Source organism: Qipengyuania sphaerica (assembly GCF_019711595.1).
GTDB lineage: Bacteria > Pseudomonadota > Alphaproteobacteria > Sphingomonadales > Sphingomonadaceae > Qipengyuania > Qipengyuania sphaerica.
The window spans coordinates 838223-864617 of sequence record NZ_JAIGNR010000001.1; the positions used below are offsets into that span (position 1 = coordinate 838223).

At 62.5% G+C, this 26395-nt stretch carries 27 protein-coding genes; 15 read left to right on the top strand and 12 right to left on the bottom strand.

All coding sequences use genetic code 11. The features are described 5' to 3' along the window. Positions 1-39: 39 nt before the first annotated feature. Entirely contained in the window at positions 40-924 is an 885-nt protein-coding gene (locus K3178_RS04215; protein WP_221570113.1) for a LysR substrate-binding domain-containing protein, read from the top strand. On the opposite strand, the gene K3178_RS04220 is transcribed toward K3178_RS04215, so the two are convergent. The 7 genes from K3178_RS04220 to K3178_RS04250 form a co-directional block, all read right to left on the bottom strand. Beyond that, the gene (locus tag K3178_RS04220; RefSeq protein ID WP_221570114.1) at positions 921-1817 is read right to left on the bottom strand and encodes a lysophospholipid acyltransferase family protein; all 897 of its coding nucleotides are present in this window, start codon (positions 1815-1817) and stop codon (positions 921-923) included. The genes K3178_RS04215 and K3178_RS04220 overlap by 4 nt on opposite strands. Then, on the bottom strand, positions 1789-2211 hold the full coding sequence (locus tag K3178_RS04225) for a Fur family transcriptional regulator (RefSeq protein ID WP_221430740.1): 423 nt from the start codon (positions 2209-2211) through the stop codon (positions 1789-1791). Before K3178_RS04225 ends, K3178_RS04220 begins: the two co-directional genes overlap by 29 nt. A 75-nt stretch (positions 2212-2286) precedes the next feature. After that, a complete protein-coding gene (locus K3178_RS04230) occupies positions 2287-2727 on the bottom strand; it encodes a Ros/MucR family transcriptional regulator (protein ID WP_221570115.1) in 441 nt (146 codons plus the stop codon). A 117-nt stretch (positions 2728-2844) separates the two neighbouring features. After that, on the bottom strand, positions 2845-3300 hold the full coding sequence (locus K3178_RS04235; protein WP_221570116.1) for a GNAT family N-acetyltransferase: 456 nt from the start codon (positions 3298-3300) through the stop codon (positions 2845-2847). Continuing rightward, on the bottom strand, positions 3297-3938 hold the full coding sequence (tsaB, locus tag K3178_RS04240; protein WP_247713505.1) for a tRNA (adenosine(37)-N6)-threonylcarbamoyltransferase complex dimerization subunit type 1 TsaB: 642 nt from the start codon (positions 3936-3938) through the stop codon (positions 3297-3299). Before tsaB ends, K3178_RS04235 begins: the two co-directional genes overlap by 4 nt. Before the next feature lie 8 nt (positions 3939-3946). Beyond that, a complete protein-coding gene (locus K3178_RS04245) occupies positions 3947-4555 on the bottom strand; it encodes a malonic semialdehyde reductase (protein ID WP_221570117.1) in 609 nt (202 codons plus the stop codon). 25 nt (positions 4556-4580) lie between these two features. After that, positions 4581-5159 carry a NifU family protein gene (locus tag K3178_RS04250; RefSeq protein WP_221570118.1) on the bottom strand — a complete coding sequence of 193 codons (579 nt, stop codon included), beginning with the start codon at positions 5157-5159 and terminating at the stop codon, positions 4581-4583. Between the two features lie 98 nt (positions 5160-5257). On the opposite strand from K3178_RS04250, the gene K3178_RS04255 reads away from it, so the two are divergent. From K3178_RS04255 to K3178_RS04295, 9 genes are all read left to right on the top strand, one after another. Continuing rightward, positions 5258-8188, top strand: a complete 2931-nt coding sequence (locus tag K3178_RS04255; protein ID WP_221570119.1) for a M16 family metallopeptidase — start codon at positions 5258-5260, stop codon at positions 8186-8188. Positions 8189-8295: 107 nt separating this feature from the next. Further along, entirely contained in the window at positions 8296-9669 is a 1374-nt protein-coding gene (locus tag K3178_RS04260; RefSeq protein WP_221570120.1) for a class II 3-deoxy-7-phosphoheptulonate synthase, read from the top strand. 309 nt (positions 9670-9978) lie between these two features. Further along, on the top strand, positions 9979-10863 hold the full coding sequence (locus K3178_RS04265) for a sensor domain-containing diguanylate cyclase (RefSeq protein WP_221570121.1): 885 nt from the start codon (positions 9979-9981) through the stop codon (positions 10861-10863). Positions 10864-10985: 122 nt separating this feature from the next. Further along, on the top strand, positions 10986-12236 hold the full coding sequence (gene egtB / locus K3178_RS04270) for an ergothioneine biosynthesis protein EgtB (RefSeq protein ID WP_221570122.1): 1251 nt from the start codon (positions 10986-10988) through the stop codon (positions 12234-12236). Beyond that, entirely contained in the window at positions 12233-13231 is a 999-nt protein-coding gene (gene egtD, locus K3178_RS04275) for an L-histidine N(alpha)-methyltransferase (protein ID WP_221570123.1), read from the top strand. Before egtB ends, egtD begins: the two co-directional genes overlap by 4 nt. Positions 13232-13270: 39 nt before the next feature. Further along, positions 13271-13915 (top strand): retropepsin-like aspartic protease family protein, encoded by a 645-nt coding sequence (locus tag K3178_RS04280; protein ID WP_221570124.1) that lies wholly within the window; start codon positions 13271-13273, stop codon positions 13913-13915. A 40-nt stretch (positions 13916-13955) separates the two neighbouring features. Then, positions 13956-14699, top strand: coding sequence for a trehalose-phosphatase (otsB, locus tag K3178_RS04285; protein WP_221570125.1), 744 nt, complete (start codon positions 13956-13958; stop codon positions 14697-14699). Beyond that, entirely contained in the window at positions 14696-16483 is a 1788-nt protein-coding gene (locus K3178_RS04290; RefSeq protein WP_221570126.1) for a glycoside hydrolase family 15 protein, read from the top strand. Before otsB ends, K3178_RS04290 begins: the two co-directional genes overlap by 4 nt. Next, positions 16480-17877: an alpha,alpha-trehalose-phosphate synthase (UDP-forming) gene (locus K3178_RS04295; protein ID WP_221570127.1), complete on the top strand. Its 1398-nt coding sequence runs from the start codon at positions 16480-16482 to the stop codon at positions 17875-17877. The genes K3178_RS04290 and K3178_RS04295 overlap by 4 nt, the downstream gene beginning before the upstream one ends. Positions 17878-17880: 3 nt before the next feature. Here K3178_RS04295 and K3178_RS04300 read toward each other — a convergent pair whose 3' ends face one another. Then, positions 17881-18339 carry a response regulator gene (locus tag K3178_RS04300; RefSeq protein WP_221570128.1) on the bottom strand — a complete coding sequence of 153 codons (459 nt, stop codon included), beginning with the start codon at positions 18337-18339 and terminating at the stop codon, positions 17881-17883. 114 nt (positions 18340-18453) lie between these two features. Here K3178_RS04300 and K3178_RS04305 point away from each other — a divergent pair, with 114 nt between their 5' ends. Together K3178_RS04305 and trxB are read left to right on the top strand one after the other, a co-directional pair. Further along, positions 18454-19233, top strand: coding sequence for a tyrosine-protein phosphatase (locus K3178_RS04305; protein WP_221570129.1), 780 nt, complete (start codon positions 18454-18456; stop codon positions 19231-19233). Between the two features lie 65 nt (positions 19234-19298). Next, complete coding sequence (gene trxB, locus K3178_RS04310; protein ID WP_221570130.1) at positions 19299-20282, top strand: thioredoxin-disulfide reductase; 984 nt, start codon at positions 19299-19301, stop codon at positions 20280-20282. Positions 20283-20285: 3 nt separating this feature from the next. Here the strand turns inward: trxB and K3178_RS04315 are convergent, their stop codons facing one another. The 3 genes from K3178_RS04315 to K3178_RS04325 form a co-directional block, all read right to left on the bottom strand. Continuing rightward, positions 20286-20741 (bottom strand): MAPEG family protein, encoded by a 456-nt coding sequence (locus tag K3178_RS04315; RefSeq protein WP_221570131.1) that lies wholly within the window; start codon positions 20739-20741, stop codon positions 20286-20288. A 16-nt stretch (positions 20742-20757) separates the two neighbouring features. Then, the gene (locus K3178_RS04320) at positions 20758-21210 is read right to left on the bottom strand and encodes an MAPEG family protein (RefSeq protein ID WP_221570132.1); all 453 of its coding nucleotides are present in this window, start codon (positions 21208-21210) and stop codon (positions 20758-20760) included. Between the two features lie 70 nt (positions 21211-21280). After that, positions 21281-22225 (bottom strand): threonine ammonia-lyase, encoded by a 945-nt coding sequence (locus K3178_RS04325; RefSeq protein WP_247713506.1) that lies wholly within the window; start codon positions 22223-22225, stop codon positions 21281-21283. Between the two features lie 80 nt (positions 22226-22305). Here K3178_RS04325 and K3178_RS04330 point away from each other — a divergent pair, with 80 nt between their 5' ends. From K3178_RS04330 to K3178_RS04340, 3 genes are read left to right on the top strand one after another with little or no spacing between them, the layout of a single operon-like run. Beyond that, entirely contained in the window at positions 22306-23517 is a 1212-nt protein-coding gene (locus tag K3178_RS04330; RefSeq protein ID WP_221570134.1) for a saccharopine dehydrogenase family protein, read from the top strand. Continuing rightward, positions 23517-23954 carry a hypothetical protein gene (locus K3178_RS04335; protein ID WP_221570135.1) on the top strand — a complete coding sequence of 146 codons (438 nt, stop codon included), beginning with the start codon at positions 23517-23519 and terminating at the stop codon, positions 23952-23954. Before K3178_RS04330 ends, K3178_RS04335 begins: the two co-directional genes overlap by 1 nt. After that, a complete protein-coding gene (locus K3178_RS04340; RefSeq protein ID WP_221570136.1) occupies positions 23942-24928 on the top strand; it encodes a peptidyl-alpha-hydroxyglycine alpha-amidating lyase family protein in 987 nt (328 codons plus the stop codon). Before K3178_RS04335 ends, K3178_RS04340 begins: the two co-directional genes overlap by 13 nt. Here K3178_RS04340 and K3178_RS04345 read toward each other — a convergent pair. Then, positions 24888-26309 carry a serine hydrolase domain-containing protein gene (locus K3178_RS04345; RefSeq protein WP_221570137.1) on the bottom strand — a complete coding sequence of 474 codons (1422 nt, stop codon included), beginning with the start codon at positions 26307-26309 and terminating at the stop codon, positions 24888-24890. The two genes, K3178_RS04340 and K3178_RS04345, sit on opposite strands and share 41 nt — an antisense overlap. Positions 26310-26395: the final 86 nt, after the last annotated feature.

A 26395-nucleotide genomic window follows, 5' to 3' on the forward strand; every position in this document is an offset into this window, starting at 1 on the left:
GCGCTCGACAGCGGGGGTAATGGTGAATAGTCCGGTGGCATGGCCACACGCCGACTTCCTCCCCTGCGCGCACTCGAAGCCTTCGTTCGCACCGTGAGGCTTGGATCGGCGCGGGCCGCGGCAGACGAATTGGGCCTGAGTCCCTCGGCGCTGTCCAGGCGGATCGGGAATCTCGAGGAATTCGTCGGCAAGCGCCTCTTCACCCGCGCCCGCCAGGCGATGCAGCTGACCGACGACGGCCATGCATTCTACGAGGCGGTCAATCCGCAGCTGGAGGCGCTCGCGCGGGCGGTGGAAAGCCAGTCGGAGAACCTCTCGGTCCTGCGCCTGCACCTGGGCGTCCTTCCGCTATTCGGCAGCCAGCGGCTGTTCCCGCGCCTCGCCGAATTGCGTGCGCGCCATCCCCTGCTTCACATCGATATCGATACGGGACCTCATCTCGAGGACCGGGTCGGCGATGTGCTCGATGCCGCCATCATCCTCTCGCGAGGTCCCTCGCGCGGGCTCCATGCCGTGCGGCTCGATTATAATAAGGTCCACGCGATTTGCAGCCGCGATCTGGCCACCCGGCTGGGGGACAAACCCGAAGCCGACATGCTCGCGAAGCAGACCTTCCTCGTCCATAACGAGCTGTCCGAGAGTTTCACCGCATGGCGCGCCGAGATCGGCCTGCCTGACCTCGAACCGGCTGCGATCGACCATTTCGATTCCGGCCAGCTGATGCTGGAAGCGGCGGCGCAGGGTCTGGGCATTGCGATCATGCATGATGACCATATGCGTCGCGCTGCCGATAACCGGCTGGCGACGCTGTTTAACGTGACCGTCGAAAGCCCTTACAGCTACTGGTTCGTATGCAAGCCGACAGCGCTGGAGGAGCGTCCCGTTCGGCTCTTCCATGACTGGCTCGTAAAAGCGGGCCTTTAACTTTCCGGCAGCTTGGGCCGGTATCGCACCGCCTCGACCACATGCTGGTAATCGCGCAGCGGCTTGCCAAGATTTGCGACCAGCTGTTCCTCGATCTCCTCGCGCGCCTTGGCCGCAATTGCCTTGCGCCCGCGGTACTCCTCGGGGCTGAAGGGTTCAAGGTAGGTAATCCGCAGGCGAAACGTGCCGCGCCGGGCCATCACGCGCATGGCGTTGTGCAGGCCGCTTTCCTCCCCGATCCAGGCGATTTCCTCTGAATTCTCGCCATAGTCGAGTACGACCGGCTGGACCATCACGCCGGGCGGCGGCGGTTCAAGGACCGAGATCATCGACGACTTGAACGGTAGCAGCGAATGGCCGTCGGTCACCGTGCCTTCCGGAAAAACGGTGACGGACCAATTGTCCTGCAACGCCTCCTTGAGCGCGTTTATCTGTTCGGCGACGCCCATGCGGTTTTCGCGCTTCACGAAGACGGTGCGGTTGAGACCGCACAGCCAGCCGATCACGGGAACCTGACTGAGCTCCCACTTGGCGACGAAAGCCGTGCCGCTCGCGCCCGCCATCGCAAGGATGTCGATCCATGAAATATGATTGGCGATGAAGAAGACGTCGCGGTGCAGCGGTGTGCCTATTACCTTCACCCGTGCCCCGACCACGCGTGCGGTGTAGCGCAGGAACAGCATGGGGAAGGGCGAGCCATATGCGAAGATGCGGTAAGCATAATGCATCGGCACGAAGACGAGCAGCAGCAGGAGTATGCCAAGTGTGCGCAGGATGAAGCGCACCCAACCTGCAATCGTCAGCGGGACCTTCTCTCCCGCTGCCGCCGCCAGTCTTTTCGCGGAATAGCGGGCGAGCTTGCGCTCAGCTCTCGCGGTCGAGCCGGACGCCATAGAGTTCCATGCGGTGGTCGACGAGGCGGTAGCCGAGCTTCTCGGCAATCTGTTTCTGGAGGGCTTCGAGTTCGGGATCGACGAATTCGACGACCTTCCCGCTCTCCACGTCGATCAAATGGTCATGGTGCGCTTCGGGAGCCGCTTCGTAGCGGGCGCGTCCATCGCCGAAATCGTGACGGTCGAGAATACCCGCCTCTTCGAACAGGCGTACCGTGCGATATACCGTGGCGATCGAGATGCCGGGATCTATCTTGTTGGCGCGTTCATGCAGCATTTCGACATCGGGATGATCGTCGCTTTCCGACAGCACCTTCGCGATGACGCGGCGCTGTTCGGTGATGCGCAGGCCCTTGTCGGCGCAAAGCTGTTCGAGGTCGATACGCTGGTGCAATGTGTTGTCCCGGATGAGTAACGCCCCGCACCCTTATCGGGCCGGGGCGTGTATCTCAAGCCGTGGGAAGCCGGTTTATGCCGCCTTCTTCTTGCGGCCCCGCTTCTGGCCGGGTTTGCGGCCGAGGCCGATCTTCTTGGCAAGATCGCGACGGGTGTCTGCATAGTCGGGTGCGACCATCGGATAATCCGAGGGCAGTTCCCAGCGCGCGCGGTACTCGTCGGGCGTCATGTCGTGCTCGGTATTGAGGTGACGCTTTAGCATCTTCATCTTCTTGCCGCAGTCGAGACAGACGATGTGATCCTTCTTAACCGAAGCGCGTACGGAGACGGCCGGGTCTGGGCGTGCTTCTTCAGCGGCACTACCGCCGCCGAGGCCGGACAGGGCATTGTAAACGTTCGAAATCAGCGTCGGCACTTCGTCTACGGCAACGCTGTTATTGGAAACATGGGCAGCAACGATATCCGAGGTCAGCGTAATCAGCGTCTCGGTCATATCGATTTCGAATTCTTCCATTGAATAGACTCCACCTTTTTGAATTCGATATGCCCGGTAAAAACGGATGTCTACTCTAAGTTGTATATTTCCGCCACTTTGTCGCACGGCTACAACTTGCCGAGGTAATGAACGCTCTCAAACGCTGCGAGCGAAGGTCAGGGCGTCGATGGTAGCTCCCGTGACGGTGCGATAATAATCGGGGCGCTGGCCGATCTGTTCAAAGCCTGCGCGCCGGTACAGACGCTCTGCCGGATTGTTTGCCCGCATCTCGAGGAATACCTTCACCGCAGAGCGCTCGTTCGCGCTGGCGAAGAAACGGTCCAGCAAAAGGCGCCCCAACCCCTTGCCGCGATGATCCGGATGGACGGCTATAAGCAACAGTTCCACTTCATCGGCAGCCTGGCGGGCGAGCACGAAACCGGCGGCGGATTCTCCGTCTTTCGGACGTTCCCCGTCTCCTCCGGCGAGCAGAGTGTAAGTCGAGGGTAGGGCAAGCGAATCCTCGACCTGCCGGCGCGTCCACGCCTCGCGGTAATGGGGATCGAAGCTCGCCTCCATCACCGACATAAGCTTGTCGAGATCGCTAATCATGCCGGCAGTTTCGCGTCAGGTGCCCGCCCGTAGATTGGCGATAGGACATCGGTCAGCAAAGCGTCGGGTATCGAAAACACATGCCGGGCGTCGGCGATCAGGCTAAGTGAAGCGATGTCGTTGGCCGAAGCCTTCGCAAAATCCTCCGCCCTGTTTCCGGCAACCTTGTCGGTGGCGAGATAGTCAACCGCATCCTGCGGCGGCAGCGACACCAATTCGCTGCTCGGTTGCCCCGCATTGTCGAACGCCTGGACGAACCACTCGCCATGGCCGCCATTCATGCAGACAGCGACTTCGTCAGTTCCCTGCGACCGAGCCATCGCAGCGACAAGCGCTAGTGTCGGATAGCCGCGGACCCTGGCTCCCCATGCCAGACCGAGCGCGCGCGCAGCGGCAAGGCCGATCCGAACGCCGGTAAAGCTGCCGGGACCCAGCGAAACGCGGATTTCGTCTGCGCGGCCACGCCCAGGCAATTCGCCGATCATCGGCACAAGGCGTTCGGCATGGCCGCGGCCGATCGTTTCATGGCGGGCATCGACCAGCGCGCCGTCCTCGAACAGCGCGACCGAGCAGGCTTCTCCGGACGTCTCGATGGCAAGCAGGCGCATGGGCAGTGGCCCTGCCTCAAGCTGCGTCATGCATCAAGTCAGGCGATGGTGTTGAACTTGTCGAAATCGGGCCGCGGGCTGCGGTCGAAGATGGTGGTCTTGTCGCCATAGCCGATCGCGCAAACCCAGTCGGCGCGGTGGCGGGGGCTGTCGGCGAAGAAATGTCCGGTGATCTTGTCGAGGTCGACACCCGACATCGGCCCACAATCGAGCCCCAGCGCGCGCGCGGCGATCATCAGATAGGCACCCTGCAGCGCGGAGTTGCGCTTGGCGCCTTCCTTGCGGCCTTCTTCGTCGCCTTCGAACCAACTCTTGGCGTCGGTATGCGGAAATAACCAGGGCAGTTCTTCGTGGAAATCGATGTCGTAGCCGATGATTACCACGACCGGCGCGGTCTTGATCTTTTCCTTGTTACCCTCCGACGCGAACTCGGCGAGCTTGTCGCGCGCTTCCTGCGATTTGCACCACACGAAACGACCTGGCTGCATGTTTGCCGAAGTCGGACCCATCTTCAGCAATTCGTGGATCGCGTGGATCTGGTCGTCGCTCACTTCCTTGTCGTGCCAGCCATTATAGCTGCGCGCTTCGCGGAAAATCTGGTCGAGAGCTTCTGCCGACAGGTGGTTGTCGTGGAATTGCTTGGTCATCTGCGTTCCGGAAATTGTGGGGTGATCAGGCTTCGCGGACTTCAACGACTTCCGGCACGTAATGTTTCAGCAGGCCTTCGATGCCGTGCTTGAGTGTGGCGGAGGAGGAGGGGCAACCCGCACAGGCACCCTGCATTTGGAGATAGACGACGCCGTCCTTGTAGCCGCGGTACTGGATGTCGCCGCCGTCACCGGCGACGGCCGGACGGACGCGGGTTTCGATCAGTTCGTTGATCTGCGCGACGATGTCGGCGTCTGCCTCGTTTTCCTCGACGAGGAGATCGCTTTCTCCAGGCACCGATATGCCCCCGGCAGTTCCCGGTGCGAAAAGCGGGGCTTCGGAAACGAAGTGGTCGAGAAGGATCGAAAGCACCTGCGGCTTGAGATCGCTCCAGCTGACGCCCGGTGCCGCCGTAACCGTGATGAAGTCGCTGCCATAGAAGACATTGGTTGCGTCGCCGGTGTCGAAAATTGCCTGCGCGAGGGGGCTCGCCTCGGCTGCCTCGGGGGATGCGAATTCACGCGTGCCCTGGCCCATAACCGGCTTGCCGGGCAGGAACTTGAGGCTGGCGGGGTTGGGCGTGGTTTCGGTTTCGATGAACATGGGCCGCGATGTAGGAGGCGTGGGGGAAAGTCACAAGGCAGGAAAGTCTTCGCCCCATTCACTGGCGCTTCACACCGCCCCCTCCTATATGCCGCGCCATGACTTCCCGCACGCGCGCCGCACGGCGTCTCGCACTTCTTCTTCCCATCCTGCTGCTTGCACCGCAGACGCTTCCCGCACAGGAGGTCGAACGGCCAGCCTCTCTCCAGGCCGCAGGCGAAACGCCGTGGATCTACGAGAACAGCGACGTCCCGCGCGACGAGGAATGGCTTTTCGGAAAGCTCGACAATGGGATTCGCTATGGCGTGCGCGAGAATGGTGTGCCGCCGGGTCAGGTTTCGATCCGCGTGCGCATCGATGCGGGCTCGCTGTACGAGAACGACGATGAACTGGGTTACGCGCACCTGCTGGAGCACCTGCTGTTCCGCGAGAGCAAGTACCTTGGCGTGGCCGAGGCCATACCGACCTGGCAGCGTCTGGGTGCGACATTCGGTAGCGATACCAACGCAGAGACCAGCCCGACGCACACGGTCTACAAGCTCGACCTTCCCGACGTAAATCCGGCCAAGTTCGAAGAAAGCATGCGGCTGCTTTCGGGCATGGTGCGTGAGCCAGTCCTGTCCGACGCCAACGTCCGCGCCGAAGTGCCTATCGTGCTTGCCGAAAAGCGCGAGCGGGGCGGTGTCGGCGAACGTGTCAGCGAGAAGACCATGCAGACGCTGTTTGCTGGTCAGCGTCTTGCCGAGCGTATCACCATCGGCACCGAAGACAGCCTGAGGGCGGCCAATGGACGGTCCGTGAGCGCGTTTTACGACCGCTGGTATCGTCCCGAGAACACGGTGATCTCCGTTGTCGGCGACCTCGACCCGATGCTCTTTGCAGCCATGCTGGAGAAGTATTTCGGCGACTGGCAAGTGAGCGGTTCTGTCACGCCTGCGCCGGAATTTGGGGACCCGGTGGCACCTGCGGGGGCCAAGCCGTCGAACCCGGTCGGCGAAGTGGCGGTCATGGTGGAGCCGACGTTGCCCCGTGCCTTCACATACGGATATTTCCGTCCTTGGCGGCAGGTCGACGACACGATCGTCTATAACGAAGGTCGCCTGCGCGAATCCCTGGCTCTTGCCCTTATCAATCGCCGTCTCGAGGCCCGCGCGCGGGCAGGCGGCAGCTATCTTTACGCGCAGGCGAGCGAGGCCAAGATCAGCCGCTCTACCCACGCGACGCTGATCCAGTTCGCGCCGCTCAGCGAGGATTGGAAAGCTGCACTGGCCGATGTGCGCGCAGTCATCGCCGACGCTCTGGCACACCCGCCCACGCAGGAGGAAATGGACCGCGAACTGGCGGAAATGGAAGTGGGCTTTGCCAATATGGTCGAGCAGCGCTCGGTGCTGGCAGGTTCGAATTATGCCGACGATCTGGTCAATGCGGTCGATATCCGCGAGGCTATCGCTGCACCCGAGACATTCCTGATGGTTTTCAATTCGATGAAGGCCAAGGCGACGCCGGAGGCCATGCTCGCCGATACGCGAAAGCTGTTTTCCGGCTCGGTCATCCGCGCAACCTATGTCACTCCGGAAACCTCCGACGCGACCGAGGCCGAGGTAAAAACCGCCCTGCTTGAAAACGTGGATGCAGCGACCAACGCACGCCTGGCTGCGCAGACTATCGATTTCGCGGATTTGCCGGCGATCGGCACGCCGGGCGAAGTCATCGCCCGCGTACCGCACGGCATTGGCGAGGTGGAACGAGTAGAGTTCGCCAATGGCGTCAAGGCGCTGCTCATGGCGAACACGCACGAGCCGGGCCGTGTCGCCGTGAAGGTCCGTTTCGGTGCCGGCCTGCGCGCATTTGCGCCCGAAGACGCGCCCTATATCGATTTGGGGCAAGCCGCGCTCATCCAGTCGGGCCTTGGCGACCTTGGCCAGGAAGAACTCGACCGGATTTCGACCGGTCGCAAGATGGGTTTCGACTTCGACATCGAGGAAGGCACCTTCTCCTTCAGCGCGATGACGCGCCGACAGGACCTCGCCGACCAGCTATACCTGTTTGCGGCCAAGCTGGGCATGCCGCGCTGGGATCCCAATCCGCTGGCGCGCGCCAAGGCGGCTTCGCGGCTCGCATACCAGAGCTATGCGTCCAGCCCCGGAGGAGTGCTGAATCGCGACCTCGAATATTACATTTACGACGAGAACCCGATCTTCCGCACCTCGACGCCCGAAGTGCTGGCAGCCACAACCGACGAGGGGTTCCGCAAGGTTTGGGATCCGATCCTCGAGCAGGGACCTGTCGAAGTGCTGATTTTCGGAGATTTCGACAGCGAAGAGGCGGTCGAGACGCTTTCGCGCACTTTCGGCGCATTGCCCGATCGCAAGCCTATCCCGGCTGCCGTGACCGAGCGCCGGATCGAGCTCGCGCCTGCCGGCGAGACGGTCGTGCGTTATCACAAGGGCGAGGCGAACCAGGCCGCAGCGGTAATCGCATGGCCTGCAGGCGGCGGCATGGGCGACATCCGCAAGTCGCGCCAGCTCACCATCCTCACCGAAGTGTTCAGCAATCGCCTGATGGATGCGATGCGCGAGCGCGCGGGGGCGAGCTATTCCCCCTCGGTACGTCTCGACTGGCCCGCAGATGTCGACAGCGGCGGTTCCGTGATGGGCTTCGCCCAATTGCAGCCCAAGGACGTGCCGGTCTTCTATGCGGAAGCCGACCGGATTGCCCGAGAGCTTAGCGAAACGCCGCCCGCGCCCGAGGAACTGGCCCGCGCAACCGAGCCGCTGCGCAACTATTACGAGCGCATTTCTAGCGGGAATTACTTCTACCTGCTCGAACTCGAAGGTTCGACTGCCGACCCGCGCCGTATGCGGGCGCTCCGCGGCCTACTGAACGATTTCTCGCAGACGACTCCCGAAGCGATGCTGGTACTAGCGCGGGAATATCTGGGCACCTCGGGCTGGCGAATGGCCATCATTCCCGAAGGTCAGACACTGGCAACTACGGTCCCAGCGGCACGGGCGCAGAGCGGCCGCTGAGCCGATCACCGCAATCGCACTTTTGCGTGGGTGAAGTTTATGCTGCTTGCGCTAAGATAGCGGCTCGGCTTGGTTTCGGGCCGGATTGAACACGAATTGGACAAATGATGGCACGCGAATGGGCACCCGATAGCTGGCAAGGTTTCGAAGCGAAGCACTTGCCGCGCTATGAAAGCGAGGAGGCCTTGGCCGAGGCGACCGGCGCGCTCGCGAGCCATCCGCCGCTTGTCTTCGCCGGCGAGGCCCGTGCGCTCAAGGCTGATCTAGCGGAAGTGGCCGCGGGTAACGCCTTCCTGCTGCAGGGCGGCGATTGCGCCGAAAGCTTCGCCGAATTCCACCCGAACAACATCCGCGACACTTTCCGCGTGCTGCTCCAGATGGCGGTCGTGATGACCTTCGCCAGCAAGAAGCCGGTGGTGAAGGTGGGGCGCATGGCAGGCCAGTTCGCCAAGCCGCGCAGTTCGGACACCGAAACGCAGGGCGATGTGACGCTGCCGAGCTATTTCGGCGACAACGTCAACGGCATCGAATTCGACGCTGCTGCCCGCCACAACGACCCGCAGCGCATGGTCCGCGCCTATTTCCAGGCATCGGCCACGCTGAACCTGCTGCGCGCGTTCGCAGGCGGCGGCTATGCGAACCTGCGACAGGTCCACCAGTGGACGCTCGATTTCATGGGGCGCAGCCCCTGGGCAGACAAATTCGCCGAGACTGCAGACCGCATCGGCGAAGCGCTCGATTTCATGGAAGCCTGCGGAATCGACCCCGCGACCGTGCCGCAATTGCAGGGCACGAGCTTCTACACCAGCCACGAGGCGCTCCTCCTGCCTTACGAGCAGGCGCTCACCCGCCGCGACAGCCTGACGGGCGACTGGTATGACACCAGCGCGCATATGGTCTGGATTGGCGACCGTACCCGTTTCGAAGGCAGCGCGCATGTCGAATTCGCGCGCGGCATCGGCAACCCGCTGGGCATGAAATGCGGACCGAGCCTCGAGACAGATGCTATGCTCAAGCTGCTCGACACGCTCAATCCTGCGCGCGAGCCCGGGCGCATCACGCTGATCAGCCGCTTCGGTCACGACAAGGTGGAAGAAGGCTTGCCCCGTCTCGTCCGCGCCGTGAAGGCGGAAGGCCATCCGGTCGTTTGGAGCTGCGACCCGATGCACGGCAATGTCGTCAAGTCGGAGAGCGGCTACAAGACCCGCCCCTTCGATCGCATCCTGACCGAGGTGAAGGGCTTCTTCGCGGTCCACCGCGCGGAGGGTACGCATCCCGGCGGCATCCATGTCGAGATGACCGGGCAGGACGTTACCGAGTGCGTCGGCGGCGCCGTGGCGATCACCGACGAGGCGCTCAAGGACCGCTACCACACGCATTGCGACCCGCGCCTCAACGCCGCGCAATCGCTCGAATTGGCCTTCCTCATCGCCGAAACGCTCAATGCCGAGCATGCCCAGCAGCAGGCCGACGCCGCCTGATCCGGTGTGGCTAGGTAAAGCCGCCTAGGCCAATCGCGACGCTTTGTTACGGCACGATGCGCCATTCCTGCTCTCGAGCAGGAGGGCCCATTGCCTTACGTCGAATTGCCATCGTTGCGATCCCTGTCGCTGGCCGCATGGCCTCTGGCTGCGCTGCTGGCGGTGATGGCATTTTTCAGCCCCGGTCCCGTAGCAAGTGCCCTCCTGCTCATCCTTGCCTTTGTGGTTCTTGCCGCAAGCTGTTTGCGAAATCGCCATCAAACGAGGCAGCTCCTAAAGGACGCACAGGCACTAGCGCAGAATGTAGACTTGCTCGAGACTGCCGAAGGGCTGGCAGGCTTCGGGCGCTGGTGCATCGAAATCGAACCACGCCGCCATCTCTGGTCGGAAGAGATGTGCCATCTCGCGGGGCTCCCCGCGGGGACGGCGCCTCGCGAGGATATCCTCGAACGCATCATGCCCGAAGGGCTCGAACAGATCGAAACGGTCATCTGCGCTCACGAGAGGGATATCGAGGCCTTCGCCATCGAATTCGAAGTGAATCATCGCGACGGCAAGACAAGCATCCTGCGTGCGCGGGCCCGTAATGTGTTCGCGCCCGACGGCACGCGCGAGCAGGTATTCATGGTGGTTCGCGATGTGACGACGGATTACGCGCTCCAGCGCGACCGTGACGAAGCCATCGAACGGGCGAACCAGGCTCGGCGTGAAGCGGACACCGACGCGCTTTCGGGCCTTGCGAACCGCCGCTTCGTCATGGCCGAACTCGACCGCGCGGTCGTCAACGCTCGCAGCGATGGCGAGCCGCTTTCGGTCGTTGTTTTCGATATCGACCACTTCAAGCAGGTCAACGACCGTCACGGTCATCCGGTGGGAGACAAGGTCATCGCGATGGTCGCAGAGATTGCCGGGCGGCAGGCAAGGGAACTCGACACGGTAGGGCGTATAGGCGGCGAGGAATTCATGTGGCTGATGCCCGGCTGCGATAGCGAGGCCGCCTTGTGCGCTGCGGAGCGCCTGCGCTGGGCGGTTGAAGCAGGAACCCACAGTGCACCGATCCCTTCGGTCACCATCAGCGTCGGCCATGCCGAAATCGCCGACGCCGACGCCGCGCTGACCCTGTTCGCGCGTGCAGATGAGGCGCTTTACGAAGCCAAGCGCGGCGGCCGCAATCGCGTCGCACAGGCAGCCTGATTACCGCTAACATTTGATAGGATTGGCAGTTTTTGGTGAACGGCCTTTAAACCGTCACCCGAATGCGCCATGTTCTGCCGTGGTTGTCCAAGGTTTGGCAGCCGCAAGGGGAGAGGGCGGCCATGCCCGGCGCACAGGTTAGGCAATTCGTCGATGCAGGCGATCTCGCGGAAAAATTCGCGAGCGTGCGTGCCTTGACCGAGGCGCTGGTCGAGCCTTTGTCAGAGGCCGACGCCACGCTCCAGTCGATGGAAGATGCCTCGCCTGCGAAATGGCACCTGGCGCATGTGACGTGGTTCTGGGAAACCTTCCTGCTGCGCGATCACCTCGATGGCTATCGGCTCCATGACGACAGCTGGCCCTATATCTTCAATTCCTATTACGAGGCGGAAGGCGATCGGATTGCGCGCTTTTCGCGCGGCATGCTTTCGCGTCCGACCCTGACTGAAATCCTCGAGTGGCGCGCGCATGTCGACGAAGCGATGCAGCCGCTGCTCGGGCGCGAGGAGTTGCGCCCGCTGGTCGAGCTTGGTTTCGCACATGAGCAGCAGCATCAGGAACTGCTACTGACCGATATCAAGCACGCGCTGTTCCAGAACCCGTTGGGTCCGGCCATGTGGGAAGAGGGCTCACCCTCATCTGCGAGGCAGGACACCGCATGGCACACGCACCCCGGCGGGGTGGCACGCATCGGGCATCAGTCCGATGGTTTCGCCTTCGACAACGAGGGGCCTGCGCACCGCGTCCTGCTCGAACCTTTCGCACTTTCGTCTCGGTTGGTGACCAATGGCGAGTGGGCCGACTTTATCGCCGACGGAGGCTATGAGGAAGCGCGTTTATGGCTCTCCGATGGCTGGGCATGGCTGCGGGAAAACGATGTCCGTGCGCCTGCCTATTGGGAGGAAGGCCGCCACTTTACCCATTCGGGCTGGCAGGAACGCGAGCCACACGCGCCCGTCACCCACATCTCCTATTACGAGGCCGATGCCTTCGCCACATGGGCGGGCAAGCGCCTCCCGACCGAGTTCGAATGGGAGGCCATTGCGCGCGGACAGGAAGGCGAGGACGCTGCGCATGATCCGGCTGGCGGCAACCAGCTGGACCGGGCCGCCCCGCCGCTCCCCCGAGGCAGTGACGGCCTGTTCGGCGATTGCTGGCAATTCACCCGCTCGGCCTACCTTCCCTATCCGCGTTTCGAACCTGCCGAAGGGGCAGTCGGCGAATACAATGGCAAGTTCATGAGCGGCCAGTTCGTACTGAAGGGCGCAAGCTGCGCCACCGCGCGCGGTCACTCGCGTGCGAGCTACCGCAATTTCTTCTATCCTCACCAGCGCTGGCAGTTCACCGGGCTGAGACTCGCGAAAGACCTATGAAAAACGAAAATGGACTGAAGCTCGTCGACAAGGACGAGGACGGCGTCGACCGCGCATTCCGCGAGGATGTGCTCGCAGGCCTGCGCCAGCGACAGAAGGCGATCCCCGCGCGCTGGCTCTATGACGATGCCGGATCGCAGCTGTTCGAGGACATTACCGATCTCGAGGAATATTATCCGACCCGCGCGGAAACCGAGATACTCGAAGCGCGCGGCGAGGAATTCGCCGAGCTGATCGGCGCAGACCGCGCGGTCGTCGAATTCGGCTCCGGAAGTTCGGTCAAGACCCCGCTCCTGCTGCGCGCGATCGATCCGGCAGCTTACGTCCCGCTCGATATTTCCGGCGATTTTCTGCGGGCATCGGCATCTGCGCTGGCGAAGAAATTTCCGGACATCGAAGTGCATCCGGTCGAAGCCGACTTCATGCGCGAAGTGCGCCTGCCCGATGAAGTTTCAAGCCTCAAGAAGCTCGGATTCTTCCCTGGATCGACGATCGGCAACATGGTCCCGCGTACGGCAGTCGACCTGCTGCGCTCGATGCGCGTGACCCTTGGGGCGGAGAACGGCGAGACGCCGCTGCTGCTCATCGGGATGGACCTGGTAAAAGACAGGCAGGTTCTCGAAGCGGCTTATGACGACGCACGGGGAGTTACCGCCGAATTCAATCGCAACCTTGCTCGCCGGATCAACCGCGAACTTGGCGGCGACATTCCGGTCGACGATCTTCGCCACCAGGCCCGCTGGAACGACGAATTTGCGCGTATCGAGATGCATCTCGAGGCGATCCGTGACATCGCCTTCACGGTAGCCGGATGCGGGTTCTCGATGCAGCAAGGCGAGACGATCCACACCGAAAACAGCCACAAGTTCACCCGCCGCAGCGCCAATACGCTGCTTTCCGCCGGCGGCTGGACCCCTCGCGCGCGATGGACCGACAGCGAAGACCGCTTCTCGCTCATCCTCGCAGAAGCAACCGAAAAGCGCGACGCACCCTAGTACATCGACAGTTAGAGCCGGCGTTCCTATATCGTCTGTATGGAAGCCAGCAGCGTGCTCGATATCCTTGCCGAAACGATCCGCGCGATCCCGCGCTCCGGATTGCTGATCGGCACGATCGTGGCGCTGTTGCTCGGCTGGATCGGGGCGGTCATGCTGAGAAAACGCGTTGCCGGGGGGCGGTTGGTGCGTACGCTCAGCACGGTTGCTCTGGTTGGTATTCTCCTGACGGTATTCCTCCAGATCGCGCGGTTCGACCCCCGGCTCGATGCGGTGACCGAGATCGGCCTGCCCGAACAGACGATCGTGGGCGGCGAGACGGTTATCCCCCTCGCGGCAGACGGCCATTATTGGCTGGTGGCCGAGGTCAACGGCGTGCCCACCCGTTTCCTTGTCGATACCGGCGCCACGCTGACAGCCTTTTCCGCACAGTCCGCCGAGGCGGCTGGGCTTAAGCCGCGCACCGGCGGTTTTCCGGTAATGCTCAATACAGCCAATGGCACCGTCCGTGCAGAACTGACGACTGTCGGCAGCTTGCGGTTCGGCAATATCGAAGCGGAAGGCATCGATGCTGTGATCGCGCCCAATCTTGGCCGGACCAATGTGCTCGGCATGAATTTTCTCTCCCGCCTAGAAGGTTGGCGGGTCAAGAATGGCGATCTCATCCTGGAACCAAGAAGCTGAGCATTTGACGGCGGCTGCCAAGCCGCTAAGGCCGCCTGTGATGGCAAGCCGCTCTCCGCTCCCATCTCCGCCCGATCTGGCCGACCTGCTTTCCGTGGGGCCGGTCGCCTTGTTCCTCGATTTCGACGGCACGCTGGTCGGCATTGCGCCGCGACCTGGCGATATCGACGTGCCCGATGGATTGGCAGACAGGCTCCACGATCTGCGCGACCGCCTGCTGGGACGGCTGGCGCTGGTGAGCGGCAGGGCGCTCGATGATCTCGAAATCCACCTTGGCGCGGTGTCGATCGCGAAGGCCGGATCGCACGGGGCCTCCCGTTTTCTCGCCGATGGCTCGCGTCTGGGGGCGGCGCCAAGCGGTCTTCCCGAGGCCGCGGTGGAGGAATTGCGCGACTTCGCTAACCAACACGATCTCTATTACGAAACGAAAAGCCACGGCGGCGCGCTTCATTTTCGCGGGGAGCCGGAGAAGGAACAGGCCACCCTCGCTTTCGCCCGGCAGGTGGCGGATCGTCACGATCTCGATGTCACAAGCGGGAAAAGCGTGGCCGAACTCGTCCGTCCTGGTGCGAACAAGGGGGCGGCCCTGAAGGCTTTCATGGCAGTCGAACCCTTCATCGGCAGCACGCCAGTATTCATAGGTGACGATGTCACCGACGAGCACGGAATGGCCGCTGCAATCGAATTCGCAGGCTTCGGCATTGCAGTCGGGGAACGCGCAAGCGAGGCTGCGCGCTATCATTTGCAAGACGTAGAAGCGGTGCACAATTGGTTGAACCTTTGAAACAGCCCAATCTTGAACTCTCGCCCATCGGCAATTGCCAAGTCAGCGCCCTGGTCGACACGGAAGGGGGCTTCGTCTGGGGATGCGTTCCAAGGGTCGATGGCGATCCGGTTTTCTGTTCGCTCCTGAACGGGAAAAATCGCGACGAGGGGGTCTGGCGGTTCGAACTGGAAGGGCAGGTCTCGTCGAACCAGCACTATATTCGCAACACGCCGATTCTGGTGACGCGGCTCGAAGCGGAGGATGGCAGCGCGCTCGACGTCTACGATTTCGCGCCGCGGTTCGAACGGTCGGGGCGGATGTACCGGCCGGTTGCCTTTATCCGGATCGTGAGACCGGTGGCGGGCGCGCCCCGTTTGCGGGTCCGGCTCGCGCCGATGAAGAATTACGGCGAGGAGCTCGCCAGGACGACCAACGGCACCAACCACATCCGCTATCTCGTCGGCGAGCAGGGGCTGCGGCTCTCCACCGATGCGCCGGTCGGCTATATCCTCGAAGGCCGTTCCTACCGGGTCGAAAGCGACCAGCACTTCTTCCTCGGACCCGACGAGCCTTTCGTCGGCAATATCCGTAGCCAGCTGCGCCGGATGGAAGCCAACACCAAGAAATACTGGCAGCACTGGGTGCGGGGCCTGCACATCCCGCTCGAATGGCAGGAAGAGGTCATCCGCGCCGCCATCGCATTGAAGCTCTGCCAGCACGAGGAAACCGGCGCGATCGTTGCCGCACTGACCACCTCCATCCCCGAAGCGCCCGGCAGCGAGCGCAACTGGGACTATCGTTACTGCTGGATCCGCGACAGCTATTACACGGTTCAGGCGCTCAACCGGCTCGGCGCGCTCGACGTGCTCGAGAAATACCTCGCCTACCTGCGCAATATCATCGACCTTGCGCGCGAAGGGCAGATCCAGCCGCTCTATTCGGTGATGGGCGACTCCGAATTGCACGAGGGGCAGGCCGAACATCTCGCCGGCTATCGTGGCAACGGGCCGGTCAGGATCGGCAATGCCGCCTACAAGCAGGTCCAGTACGATTGCTACGGCCAGATCGTGATGCCGACCGCGCAGGCGTTTTTCGACACGCGCCTGCTGCGCATGGCGGACGAGCGCGATTTCGCGAACCTCGAGGAGGTCGGCGAGGCGGCCTGGGCCAAGCACGACAAACCCGATGCCGGCCTGTGGGAATTCCGCACGCGGCAGGAGGTCCACACCTATTCGGCCGTCATGTGCTGGGCGGCCTGCGACCGGCTGGCCAATGTCGCCGGCACTCTGGGCAAGGGCGACCGCGTCACCTTCTGGAAGGACCGCGCCGATGCGATCCGCGCCAAGATCGAGGACAATGCCTGGGCCGAGGACGGCGAGCATTACAAGGCCAGCTTTGAAAGCGACTATCTCGATGCCAGCCTGCTCCAGATGGTCGAGTTGCGCTACCTCAAGCCCGATGACGAACGATTCCTGAAAACCTTCGCCGCAGTCGAGCGCGACCTGCGCCGCGGCGACCACATGCTCCGCTACGCCGCCGAGGACGATTTCGGCGCGCCCGAGACAGCCTTCAACGTCTGTACCTTCTGGCTGATCGAGGCCCTGCACCTAACCGGGCGCAGCGAGGAAGCGCGCGAATTGTTCTGCTCGATGCTCAGCCACACCACCCGATCGGGCATGCTCAGCGAAGACCTCGACTACGAAACCGGCGAGCTGTGGGGGAACTTCCCCCAGACCTATTCGCTGGTAGGTATCATCAACTCTGCAGGTCATCTTTCGAAAAGCTGGAGCGAGGTGCGTTGAGCGCCGACGCCCGCCTTGTCGTGATATCCAACCGTGTCGCGGTGCCCAAGGCGCGCGGAGCGGCGGGAGCGCAGGGCGGTCTGGCGGGCGCGCTGCACTCGGCACTGAAGAGCCGCAAGGGATTGTGGTTCGGCTGGTCGGGCGAGGAAAGCGGCAGCGGCCGCACGGGCAATATCAACACGCAGACCGCCGATGGCGTCACCACCGCCACCATCGATCTGTCAGAGCGCGACATCGAGGAATATTACAACGGCTATGCGAATTCGACGCTTTGGCCGCTGTTCCACTATCGCCTCGACCTTGCGAAATACGAGCGCGAGACGGGCAAGGGCTACGAGCGCGTAAACGAGCGCTTCGCCGAGCTGGTCACGCCGCTTTTGAAAGACGACGATATCGTCTGGGTGCACGACTATCACCTGATTCCGCTGGGCGAGAGGCTGAAATCGCGCGGGTGCAAGAACCGGATCGGATTCTTCCTTCACATCCCCTGGCCGGCGACCCGGCTGTTCGTGTCGTTGCCCTATCACGAGCGGCTGGTGCGCACGATGCTGCATTACGACCTCGTCGGGTTCCAGACGAAGGAATGGCTCGACAGCTTCCTCCACTATTGCCGCACCGAACTGGGGGCAGAGGTGGACGAGGAAAGCGGCGAGGTGACGCTCGATGGCCGCACCACCATGGCGCGCGCCTATCCCATCGGGATCGACTGGGACCATTTCAGCGGGCTGGGCCAGAGCAAGGCTTCATGGCAGGCCGAACAACGCCTGAAGGACTCGACGCGCGGCCGTGCGGCCATGATCGGCGTCGACCGTCTGGACTATTCGAAGGGCTTGCCTGAACGCCTCGACGGAATTTCCCGCTTCTTCGACAAATATCCTGAGCGCACCCGCGATCTCGTCTTCGTGCAGATCGCCCCGCCGAGCCGCGAGGATGTGGACAGCTACCAGGCGATCCGCAACACGCTCGAACAGAAGGCAGGACAGATCAATGGTGCGCGCAGCGAAGTCGACCTCGTGCCCGTGCGCTACGTCAATCGCGGTTACCAGCACGAGGAGCTGTACGGTTTCTTCCGCGCTTCGAAAATCGGGCTGGTCACGCCTCTACGTGACGGGATGAACCTCGTGGCGAAGGAATATATCGCGGCGCAGGATCCCGAGGATCCGGGCGTGCTGATTTTGTCGCGCTTTGCCGGGGCAGCCGCGCAACTGGAGGATGCCGTGCTGGTCAATCCGCACAGCCCGGACGATCTCGCCCATGCAATCCGCACCGCGCTCGACATGCCGCTGGAAGAGCGCAAGAGCCGCTACGAGAAGCTCATCGGAACGGTCCGCGACGATAATGTGCAGGACTGGACCGAGAATTTCCTCAACGATCTGGACCGCGTTCCGGCCTGAGAATCAGGAAACCGCACGCTTGGCGGGCGCGTCGCGCCAGCGCCCTGTCGCCTGCTCGAGGTGATCCATCAGGCTGAGATGCTGCGGACGCTTCGAGCGTACATCCAGCACTTCGGCTACTTCGCGCAGCAGGGTTTCGGCCTGGAAGGGTTTGCGCAAATAGGCCTGCGCACCATTGTGGAAGGCGGCGTTTTCGTCTGCCGATCCGGTGATCCCCGTGAACATGATGACGGGCAGGTCGTAGTTTTCCGCAGAACTGCGGATCGAGCGCAGGACCTGCGCGCCGGTCAGCCCCGGCATGTCCTGGTCGAGCAGCAGCAGGTCGGGGCGGCGCCAGCGCAGCAGATCGAGAGCCTTCTCTCCATCGCCGACCCAGCCGCATACATGGCCTGCATCCATCAGCACTTCGCTAGCGAGCTGCGCGACGATTTCGTCGTCATCGACAATCAGGATATGCGACATGGGATGCTCCGCTTGTTTGGGCCGGTAACGATGTAGCTGGAAGGGTGAGAAAACGCGGTTTCGCGCGCAATAAGGGGTATCCACTAGTCGGCCGTGCTGCCACGCTGCCAAGCGATGATTCGCGCCCCTTTCCTCGACACCGACGGCATTCACAACTTCCGCGATTATGGCGGCTGGGTCACCACCGGGGGAGGCCGTGTGAAGACCGGTCTCTTGTGGCGCTCTGGCCAGCATATCGGGGCGAGCGAGGCCGATCTGGAGGCTGTCGATGCGCTGGGCATCAGGACCGTCATCGACTTGCGCGGGCAGTCCGAACGCGATCGCAATCCGTGCAAGCGTTCGCAGGGCTTCGACGGGGAGGTGTTCTTCTACGACGGGGAAACCAGTTCCAGCCCGCCGCACATGGACGTGGACGAGGACACTACGACCGAGGAGTTCGCCCGCCAGCGGATGTTGGGCGTCTACACCCGCATGCCGCGCAATGTCGCGATGATCTCCATGTTCGCGCAATATTTCCGCCTGCTGGCGGAGCGCGACGGGCCGAGCCTCGTCCATTGCTTTGCGGGCAAGGACCGCACCGGTATCGCGGCCATGCTCATGTTGCATGTGCTGGGAGTTTCGCGCGATGACCAGATGGCCGAATTCCTGCGCACCAATGATGCGCCAACGCTTCAAGTGCTGGCGGCACAGTCGGTCCCGGGGATCGAGGAACGGCTAGGGCGCAAGCTCGACGAGGGCGCGATCAAGGCGCTGCTCGAAGTGCGTGAGGACTACCTCCACACCTTCTGGAGCGTGGTCGAGGAGGAGCATGGCACGCTAGATAGCTATATCGAGCGCACATTAGGTGTGGACGAGCTGTTGAAGGAACAGCTTCGCACCCGCTTCCTGGCGTGACTTGTCGCGGGGCAATCCCCATATAGCGCCTTCACGCTTTTCCCAGACGAATACGAGATACCAAAATGGCTACCCATCGCACCAAGATGCTCATCATCGGCTCCGGCCCCGCGGGCTATTCCGCCGCAATCTACGGCGCGCGCGCGATGATGGAGCCGATCGTGGTGCAGGGCCTCCAGCCCGGCGGCCAGCTGACCATCACCACCGATGTCGAAAACTATCCCGGCTTCGCCGACGTCATCCAGGGTCCCTGGCTGATGGAGCAGATGCAGAAGCAGGCGGAACATGTCGGCACGCGGATGATGTGGGACACGATCGTCGACGTCGATATCGCGGGCGGTTCGCCCTTCACCGCCAAGGGCGACAGCGGCGATGAATATGTCGCCGACGTGCTGGTGATCGCCACCGGCGCGCAGGCCAAGTGGCTCGGCGTGCCGGGCGAAATGGAGCTGGGCGGCAAGGGCGTCTCGGCCTGCGCGACCTGCGACGGCTTCTTCTATCGCGGCAAGAAGGTCGCGGTGATCGGCGGCGGCAATACCGCGGTCGAGGAGGCGCTTTACCTCACCAACCATTCGGACGACGTCACCCTGATCCACCGCCGCGACGAACTGCGCGCGGAGAAGATTTTGCAGGAGCGTTTGCTCAACCACCCGAAGATATCCGTGCTGTGGAACAAGACTGTCGAAAGCTTCGAAGCGGGCGATAGCGGTGCGCTTGGCCATCTCAACCTCAAGGACACGGTGACCGGCGAGACCTCGCAATTCGAAACGCAGGGCGCCTTCGTCGCTATCGGCCATGCTCCTTCGACCGAGCTCTTCAAGGGCAAGCTGCCCATGGACGAAGGGGGCTACCTGCTCACCGAAGCTGGCTCACCCAAGACCGACGTGCCGGGCGTCTTCGCAGCTGGCGACGTGACCGACCATGTCTACCGCCAGGCTGTCACAGCTGCCGGAATGGGCTGCATGGCCGCGCTCGATGCGGAGCGTTTCCTCGCCAATCTCGAGATCGACGCGGACGGCCATGTTCACGAGGCCGAGGCGGCGGAGTGACGCCTAGTTGAGAACCGTCTCGAGCGGTATTCCGAGCATGAATACCACCATGAAGGCGTGGTAGATCATCACGATCAGCACCAGGCTCGACAGAGCGAAGAGCACGAAGCGCGCCATCACTGAGTTGGCTGTCGCCTGCACGAGCGAATGCGCGATCCTGAGGCCCACATAAATCCACGCAAGGAAAGCGTGTCCCGAATCGCCATGGCCGGAGACAGCCAGCACCAGTGCGACGGCATAGAAAACGGTCGGCTGTTCGTGCAGGTGGTTGTAATTGTGTGCTTTCCACTGGACTTCGGCTGGCAGCCGTTCGTCCAGGACGCCGGTCTGGCGCGCATCGTTCGGCTCTATCCCGGCCTTCGACATGGCCGGGATGCGGGTTGCATACATCCACAGCCACATGATCATGGTCCACACCAGCAGTGCGACGACGGGCTGGAGAATATCGGCGTTGATCATCGTTTGGTCTCCTGGCTCAGGCCGGCGCGAGGGAAGGATCGTGGAACAGCGTCGCCATCACCGCGCGCACGGCGAGGACGGTCAGCGCAAGCGTCGAAAGGAAGAAAATACCCAGTCGGACCTTCACCTTGTTGACGGTTGCCTGGTAGACCGAGTGGATCAGCCGCAGACCGACATAGATCCACGCCAGCAGAACATCGATCGCGCCCGCACCCATGATGGCAAGGATCACGACGGTCGCGTAAAAGATCGTCGGCTGCTCCATCAGGTGCGTGTAATTGTGCGCTTTCCAGTTTACCTCGTCGGGAAGGACACCTTCGAGGTCCTGACCGCGCCCGCCCGGCCTGCCTGTGCCGACGCCGCGGCCCAGCTTCTTCATGGCCGGAAAACGCGTCCCCGCCATCCAGAAAAGCATGATGATCGACCACAGCACGAGCACGGCTGCGGGTGCGAGGATTTGTGCCTGCATTGAATTCCCCTCTAGTTGCGACCTGATTTAGCCGAAGTTGCGGGGAGGGCAATGGATTGTCAAACGCAACTCATCCGGACGCGATCGTCTCCGCGAAACTATCCGCATCGGTATTGCCGCCGGTGACCATGATGACGGTGTCCTTGTCCACCGGGACCTTGCCGGCGAGCGCCGCCGCTAAGGCCGCTGCGCCTCCCGGCTCCACCACGAGGTTGAGCTTTGAAAAGGCGAAACGCTGCGCCGCGCGCACTTCCTCGTCGGTCACGGTCACGCCCGGCTCTGCGCGGTTTTTTAGGACCTCGAGATTTATCGGCTTGGTCGCATCGGGCTGCAATGCATCGCAGATGGTGGAGGGCGGGTTATCGCCCACGCGCACGATCTTGCCAGCAGCCAAGGCTTGCCCGACCGTGTCCCAGCCATGCGGCTCGACCACGTGGATCGCGCTGTCCGGGCAGGCGAGCGCAAGACCCGCCGCCAGCCCGCCGCCACCGCAGCACACGATCAGGCGCGAGGGCGCGCGGCCCAGCTTTTCGGCGATTTCGATTCCCGCGCTGCCCTGTCCCTCGATCACCCAGGGGTCGCCGAATGCATGGACCAGCGTAGCCCCGCGCGCCTCGACTTCACGAGCGGCCACCTCGTCGCGATCCTCCCCGGGACGTTCGTAGAGCACGATTTCCGCCCCCAGCGCGCGCGTCGCCTCCAGCTTCACCTTCGGCGCGTTGCGCGGCATGACGATCGCCGCATCGATCCCGAGCTGCCGCGCCGCCCAGGCCACGCCCTGCGCGTGATTGCCCGAGGATACCGCGACCACGCCGCGCGTCCTTTCTTCCTTCGACAGGTTGGACAACCGCCACCAGCCGCCGCGGATCTTGAACGCGCCCACCGGCTGCAGGCTCTCCGCCTTAACGAAGGCCCGCACACTGCCGATGTCCACCGGCAAGAGCGGCGTCGGCGGCAGTATGGCCGCGATCGACTTCGCCGCGTCCAGCACGCCCTGCCGAGTGGGTTTTCTCATATCGTCTCGGACCATTTGGCTAGCCTAGTGCATTTCGTTACAGGGCGCGCAAGAATCGAATTCATCAAAGAGGAAATTTCATGTCGACAGTTCTGGTCATCGGTGCGGGCGGCGTCAGCTCGGTCTGCGTTCACAAGATGGCGATGAACAAGGATATCTTCACCGATATCCATCTCGCCAGCCGCACCAAGTCCAAATGCGATGCCATCGCTGCCAGCGTGAAAGAGCGCACCGGCGTCGACATCTCGACCTACGAGATCGACGCCGAGGAAGTACCCGCGATGGTCAACCTCATCAGGAAGGTCCAGCCCAGCCTCGTGGTCAATCTCGCGCTGCCCTACCAGGACCTGCCGATCATGGATGCCTGCCTCGAGGCAGGCGTGAGCTATCTCGACACCGCGAACTACGAGCCCAAGGACGAGGCCAAGTTCGAATATCACTGGCAGTGGGCCTATCACGACCGCTTCAAGGATGCCGGCCTGATGGCGCTGCTGGGTTCGGGCTTCGATCCGGGCGTCACATCCGTCTTCACCATGTGGCTCAAGAAGCACAAGCTCAAGACCATCCGCCAGCTCGACATCCTCGATTGCAACGGCGGCGATCACGGCCAGGCCTTTGCCACCAACTTCAACCCGGAAATCAACATCCGCGAAGTGACCGCGCCTGCGCGTCACTGGGAGAATGGCGAATTCGTCGAGACCCCGGCGATGGCGAAGAAAGTCGAATTCGACTTCGAGGGCGTCGGCCCCAAGAACATGTACATGATGTATCACGAGGAGCTGGAAAGCCTCGCCAAGTTCAATCCGGAACTCGAGCGTGCGCGCTTCTGGATGACCTTCGGCGATGAATACATCAAGCACCTTACCGTGCTGCAGAATGTCGGCATGACGCGGATCGACCCGATCAAGTACAAGGGCAAGGAAATCATCCCGCTGCAATTCCTCGCCGCAGTGCTGCCCAAGCCCGAAACGCTGGGCGAGACGACCAAGGGCAACACCAACATCGGCGTGATCGCGACCGGCGAAGCGCTCGACGGGTCGGGCGAGAAGACCTTCTACATCAACAACATTTGCAGCCACGAAGCGGCCTACGAGGAAACCGGCAACCAGGCCGTATCCTACACCACCGGCGTGCCCGCGATGATCGGCTCGGCCATGATGGTCACCGGCAAGTGGGCAGGCGACGGCGTGTTCAACATGGAGGAAATGGACCCCGATCCCTTCATGGAGATGCTCAACGAACACGGCCTGCCCTGGCAGGTGAAGGAAATGGACGGTCCGGTCGATTTCTGATGCGTCACCGCGGCGTCTTCCTGCTAGCGGCGCTCGCCCTGACAGGCTGCGTCGTGCCGGAGCCGCAAGCCGATCCGGTGCAGCAGGAAGAACCGCAAGCGGAAACCAACGGTGAAACCCAGACTGTATCGCAAGGAATGCCGGTCCCTCCCGACCATGTCATGTCCGCCGAAGAGCATCGTGGCTGCTACGAAAAGGGAGGCTTCGTCGACCGGCGCGGCATGATCGGGGCAGAAGTTTGCGTCATGCCCTACGCCGATGGCGGGAAAGCCTGCACCGATGGCGACGAGTGCGAAGGCCGCTGCATTGCCGAGGGCCGTGTCGGCACGCCGCCGGGTGAAACGATAACCGGTATCTGCCAGCGCGACGACCACCTGTTCGGCTGTTTCGGCATCGTGGAGGACGGCAGGATCGAGGCCGGCTTATGCGTCGACTGACTTGTGCCTTGCTGGGCCTCACCCTTGCATCTTGCAGCGGCGGCCAGCCCGCGCGCGAGGAAGCACCACGCCTCGATTTCGACGAAAACTGGCCCGACATTCCCGATGACGCAGTGTTCGGTGAACCGAGCGCGGTCGATGTCGACAGCCACGGACATATCTTCGTATTGCACCGGGCGGGGCGGGCCTGGGAAGAATCGTTCTCGGCTGAGCCAATCGAAGAGCCGACCGTCTTCATGTTCGCAGCGAATGGCAAGCTGCTGGGCAAATGGGGCGCGGGCGCATTCATCATGCCGCACGGCCTCTCGGTAGACGAGGACAACAACGTCTGGATCACCGATGTCGGGCGCGAGCAGGTATTCCGCTTCAGCCACGAGGGCGCCCAGCAACTTGTCCTGGGCGAACGCGGGGTGGCGGGCCAGGATGGCAAGCATTTCGGGAGGCCAGCCGATGTGGCTTTCTCGCAAGGACGCGTGCTTGTGGCCGATGGCTATGTGAACACGCGTGTTGCCGTGTTCGACCGCGAGGGCAATTTCATCACCCAGTGGGGCGAGCCGGGGGACGGCGCGGGTGAGTTCGACCTGCCGCATGCCATCTCTGCCGATGCCGAACATATCTACGTCGCCGACCGCGAAAATGCTCGTGTGCAGGTCCTGTCGCTCGATGGCGAACCGCGGGGCGAACTGCGCGCTAAGCAAAGCGGGCACCCCTATTCGGCCAAGCCCATCGGCAGCGGATACGTCCTTGTGATCGAGGGCCGCGATATGCTCGACCGGCAGGGCGCGATCGGGCGTATTTATCGGCCCGATGGCGAGTTGGAGCGGGTATTCGATGCCGGTGTCGATCCGCGCACCGGAACGAGCCTCGGCCACGATATCGCGATCGGACGCGATGGCAGCGTCTACATGGTCGACAACAAGGCGGGCCGGGTAATCAAGTTCGAGCTGGCGAGGGCTGGTCTCGAGCAGGAGTGAGAGCGAAGCGAAGGCCGATTGTCGTTAGAGCCCAGAGCACCGCAGTGACGGCCGTCGCAACCGATAACCAGCCGAAGTCCGGCACGAACAGGATCGTCGCCGCAATGTCCGCGCCGAATGAGGCAGGTATTCCGAAGACAAATCCCCAGGCGAGTAGAAGCGCAAGCAGGATAGAGAGCCAGAAGTGGATCGTGCGCCACCGGCTCTTCCGGCGCGGCTCGTGGCGTCGCTTCCATGCACGGTAGATACCGAAGAGGAACAGGATCGGTAGAACGCAAAGGGCGATGAAAATTATGACAAAGGGTGTCGCGTCTGCGGCCTCGGGAGCTTCAAGGCCTAACGCCTCGGAAGTGAGACCCAACCGCAGTTCCCCAGTCCGCCCGAAGGCGAGACCGCTGCCAGCGTTCATCAGCACCGCGCTGCCCCTGCGCTTTTCGGGGAGCATGGCGACGATCGCGTCGTAACCCGCATTAGAGCCGCCGTGCCAAACGCGCCCGGTGCCTGCATCGATATTCCAGCCATAACCGTATTCGGGCGCCACCGGATCGTCGGATCGCATCATTCGCGCTTTACCTTGGGCGCTGAGGATATCGTCTTTCTGGTTCATCATAAGAGCCATGTATCGCGCCATGTCCCGCGCACTGGCGGCGATCCCGCCCTGCGGCGCGCTGCCCGCTCCGGTCATGTTCTTGGAAAGGGCGTGGAATCCTCCGAACCACGGGCGATGTCCTTGCGCCAGTTCGCCGGACCTCGCGGCGGGATGGACGAAACTGTCGCGCATGCCCGCCGGAGCCAAGATGTTTTCTTCGACATAGTCGGCATAGGTCTGTTCGCTCACGACTTCGATGATCCGGCCAAGCAACTGGTAGTTGGCATTGGAATATTGGTGGGTCGAGCCGGTAGGATTGCCCGGTTCGACCCCGACCAGCGCCTCCACGCGGCGGGCCAGCGCCTCGCCATCTTCGTCAAAATCGGTTTGTGTCGTGTTGCCCTGTGCCGTGGTGAAGCCGCTGGTATGATTGAGCAGGCGATGGACAGGTATCGAACCCGCAGCGGTGCCTTCGAACTCAGGTAGGTAGCGGGACACGGGCGCATCGAGTTCGATCTCACCCGCCTCGACGAGTTGCATTATGGATAGCGCGGTAAAGCTCTTGGAAATCGAACCGACGAGGAACGGCGTGTCCGGCAATATCGGTCCTTCCTTGCCGAGTTCGCGCACGCCGGAAACCTCGATTAACACGGTTTCACCATTTTCGGTCACCGCGTGGGCGACTCCGGGAAAATCCCGAGCACCGAAGCGATCGAGCGACGGCGCGTTCTCAGCCGACAGTCCTGCCGAAAACAGCAGAAGTCCGCAAAGCGCAATCAATCGAGCCAGCATATCGATCCTCCCCAGCTGTCAGCACTAGCAAATTTACCGGCACAAACGAAACGGGCGTTGATCTGTCGCGGCACATGGCCGAAAGC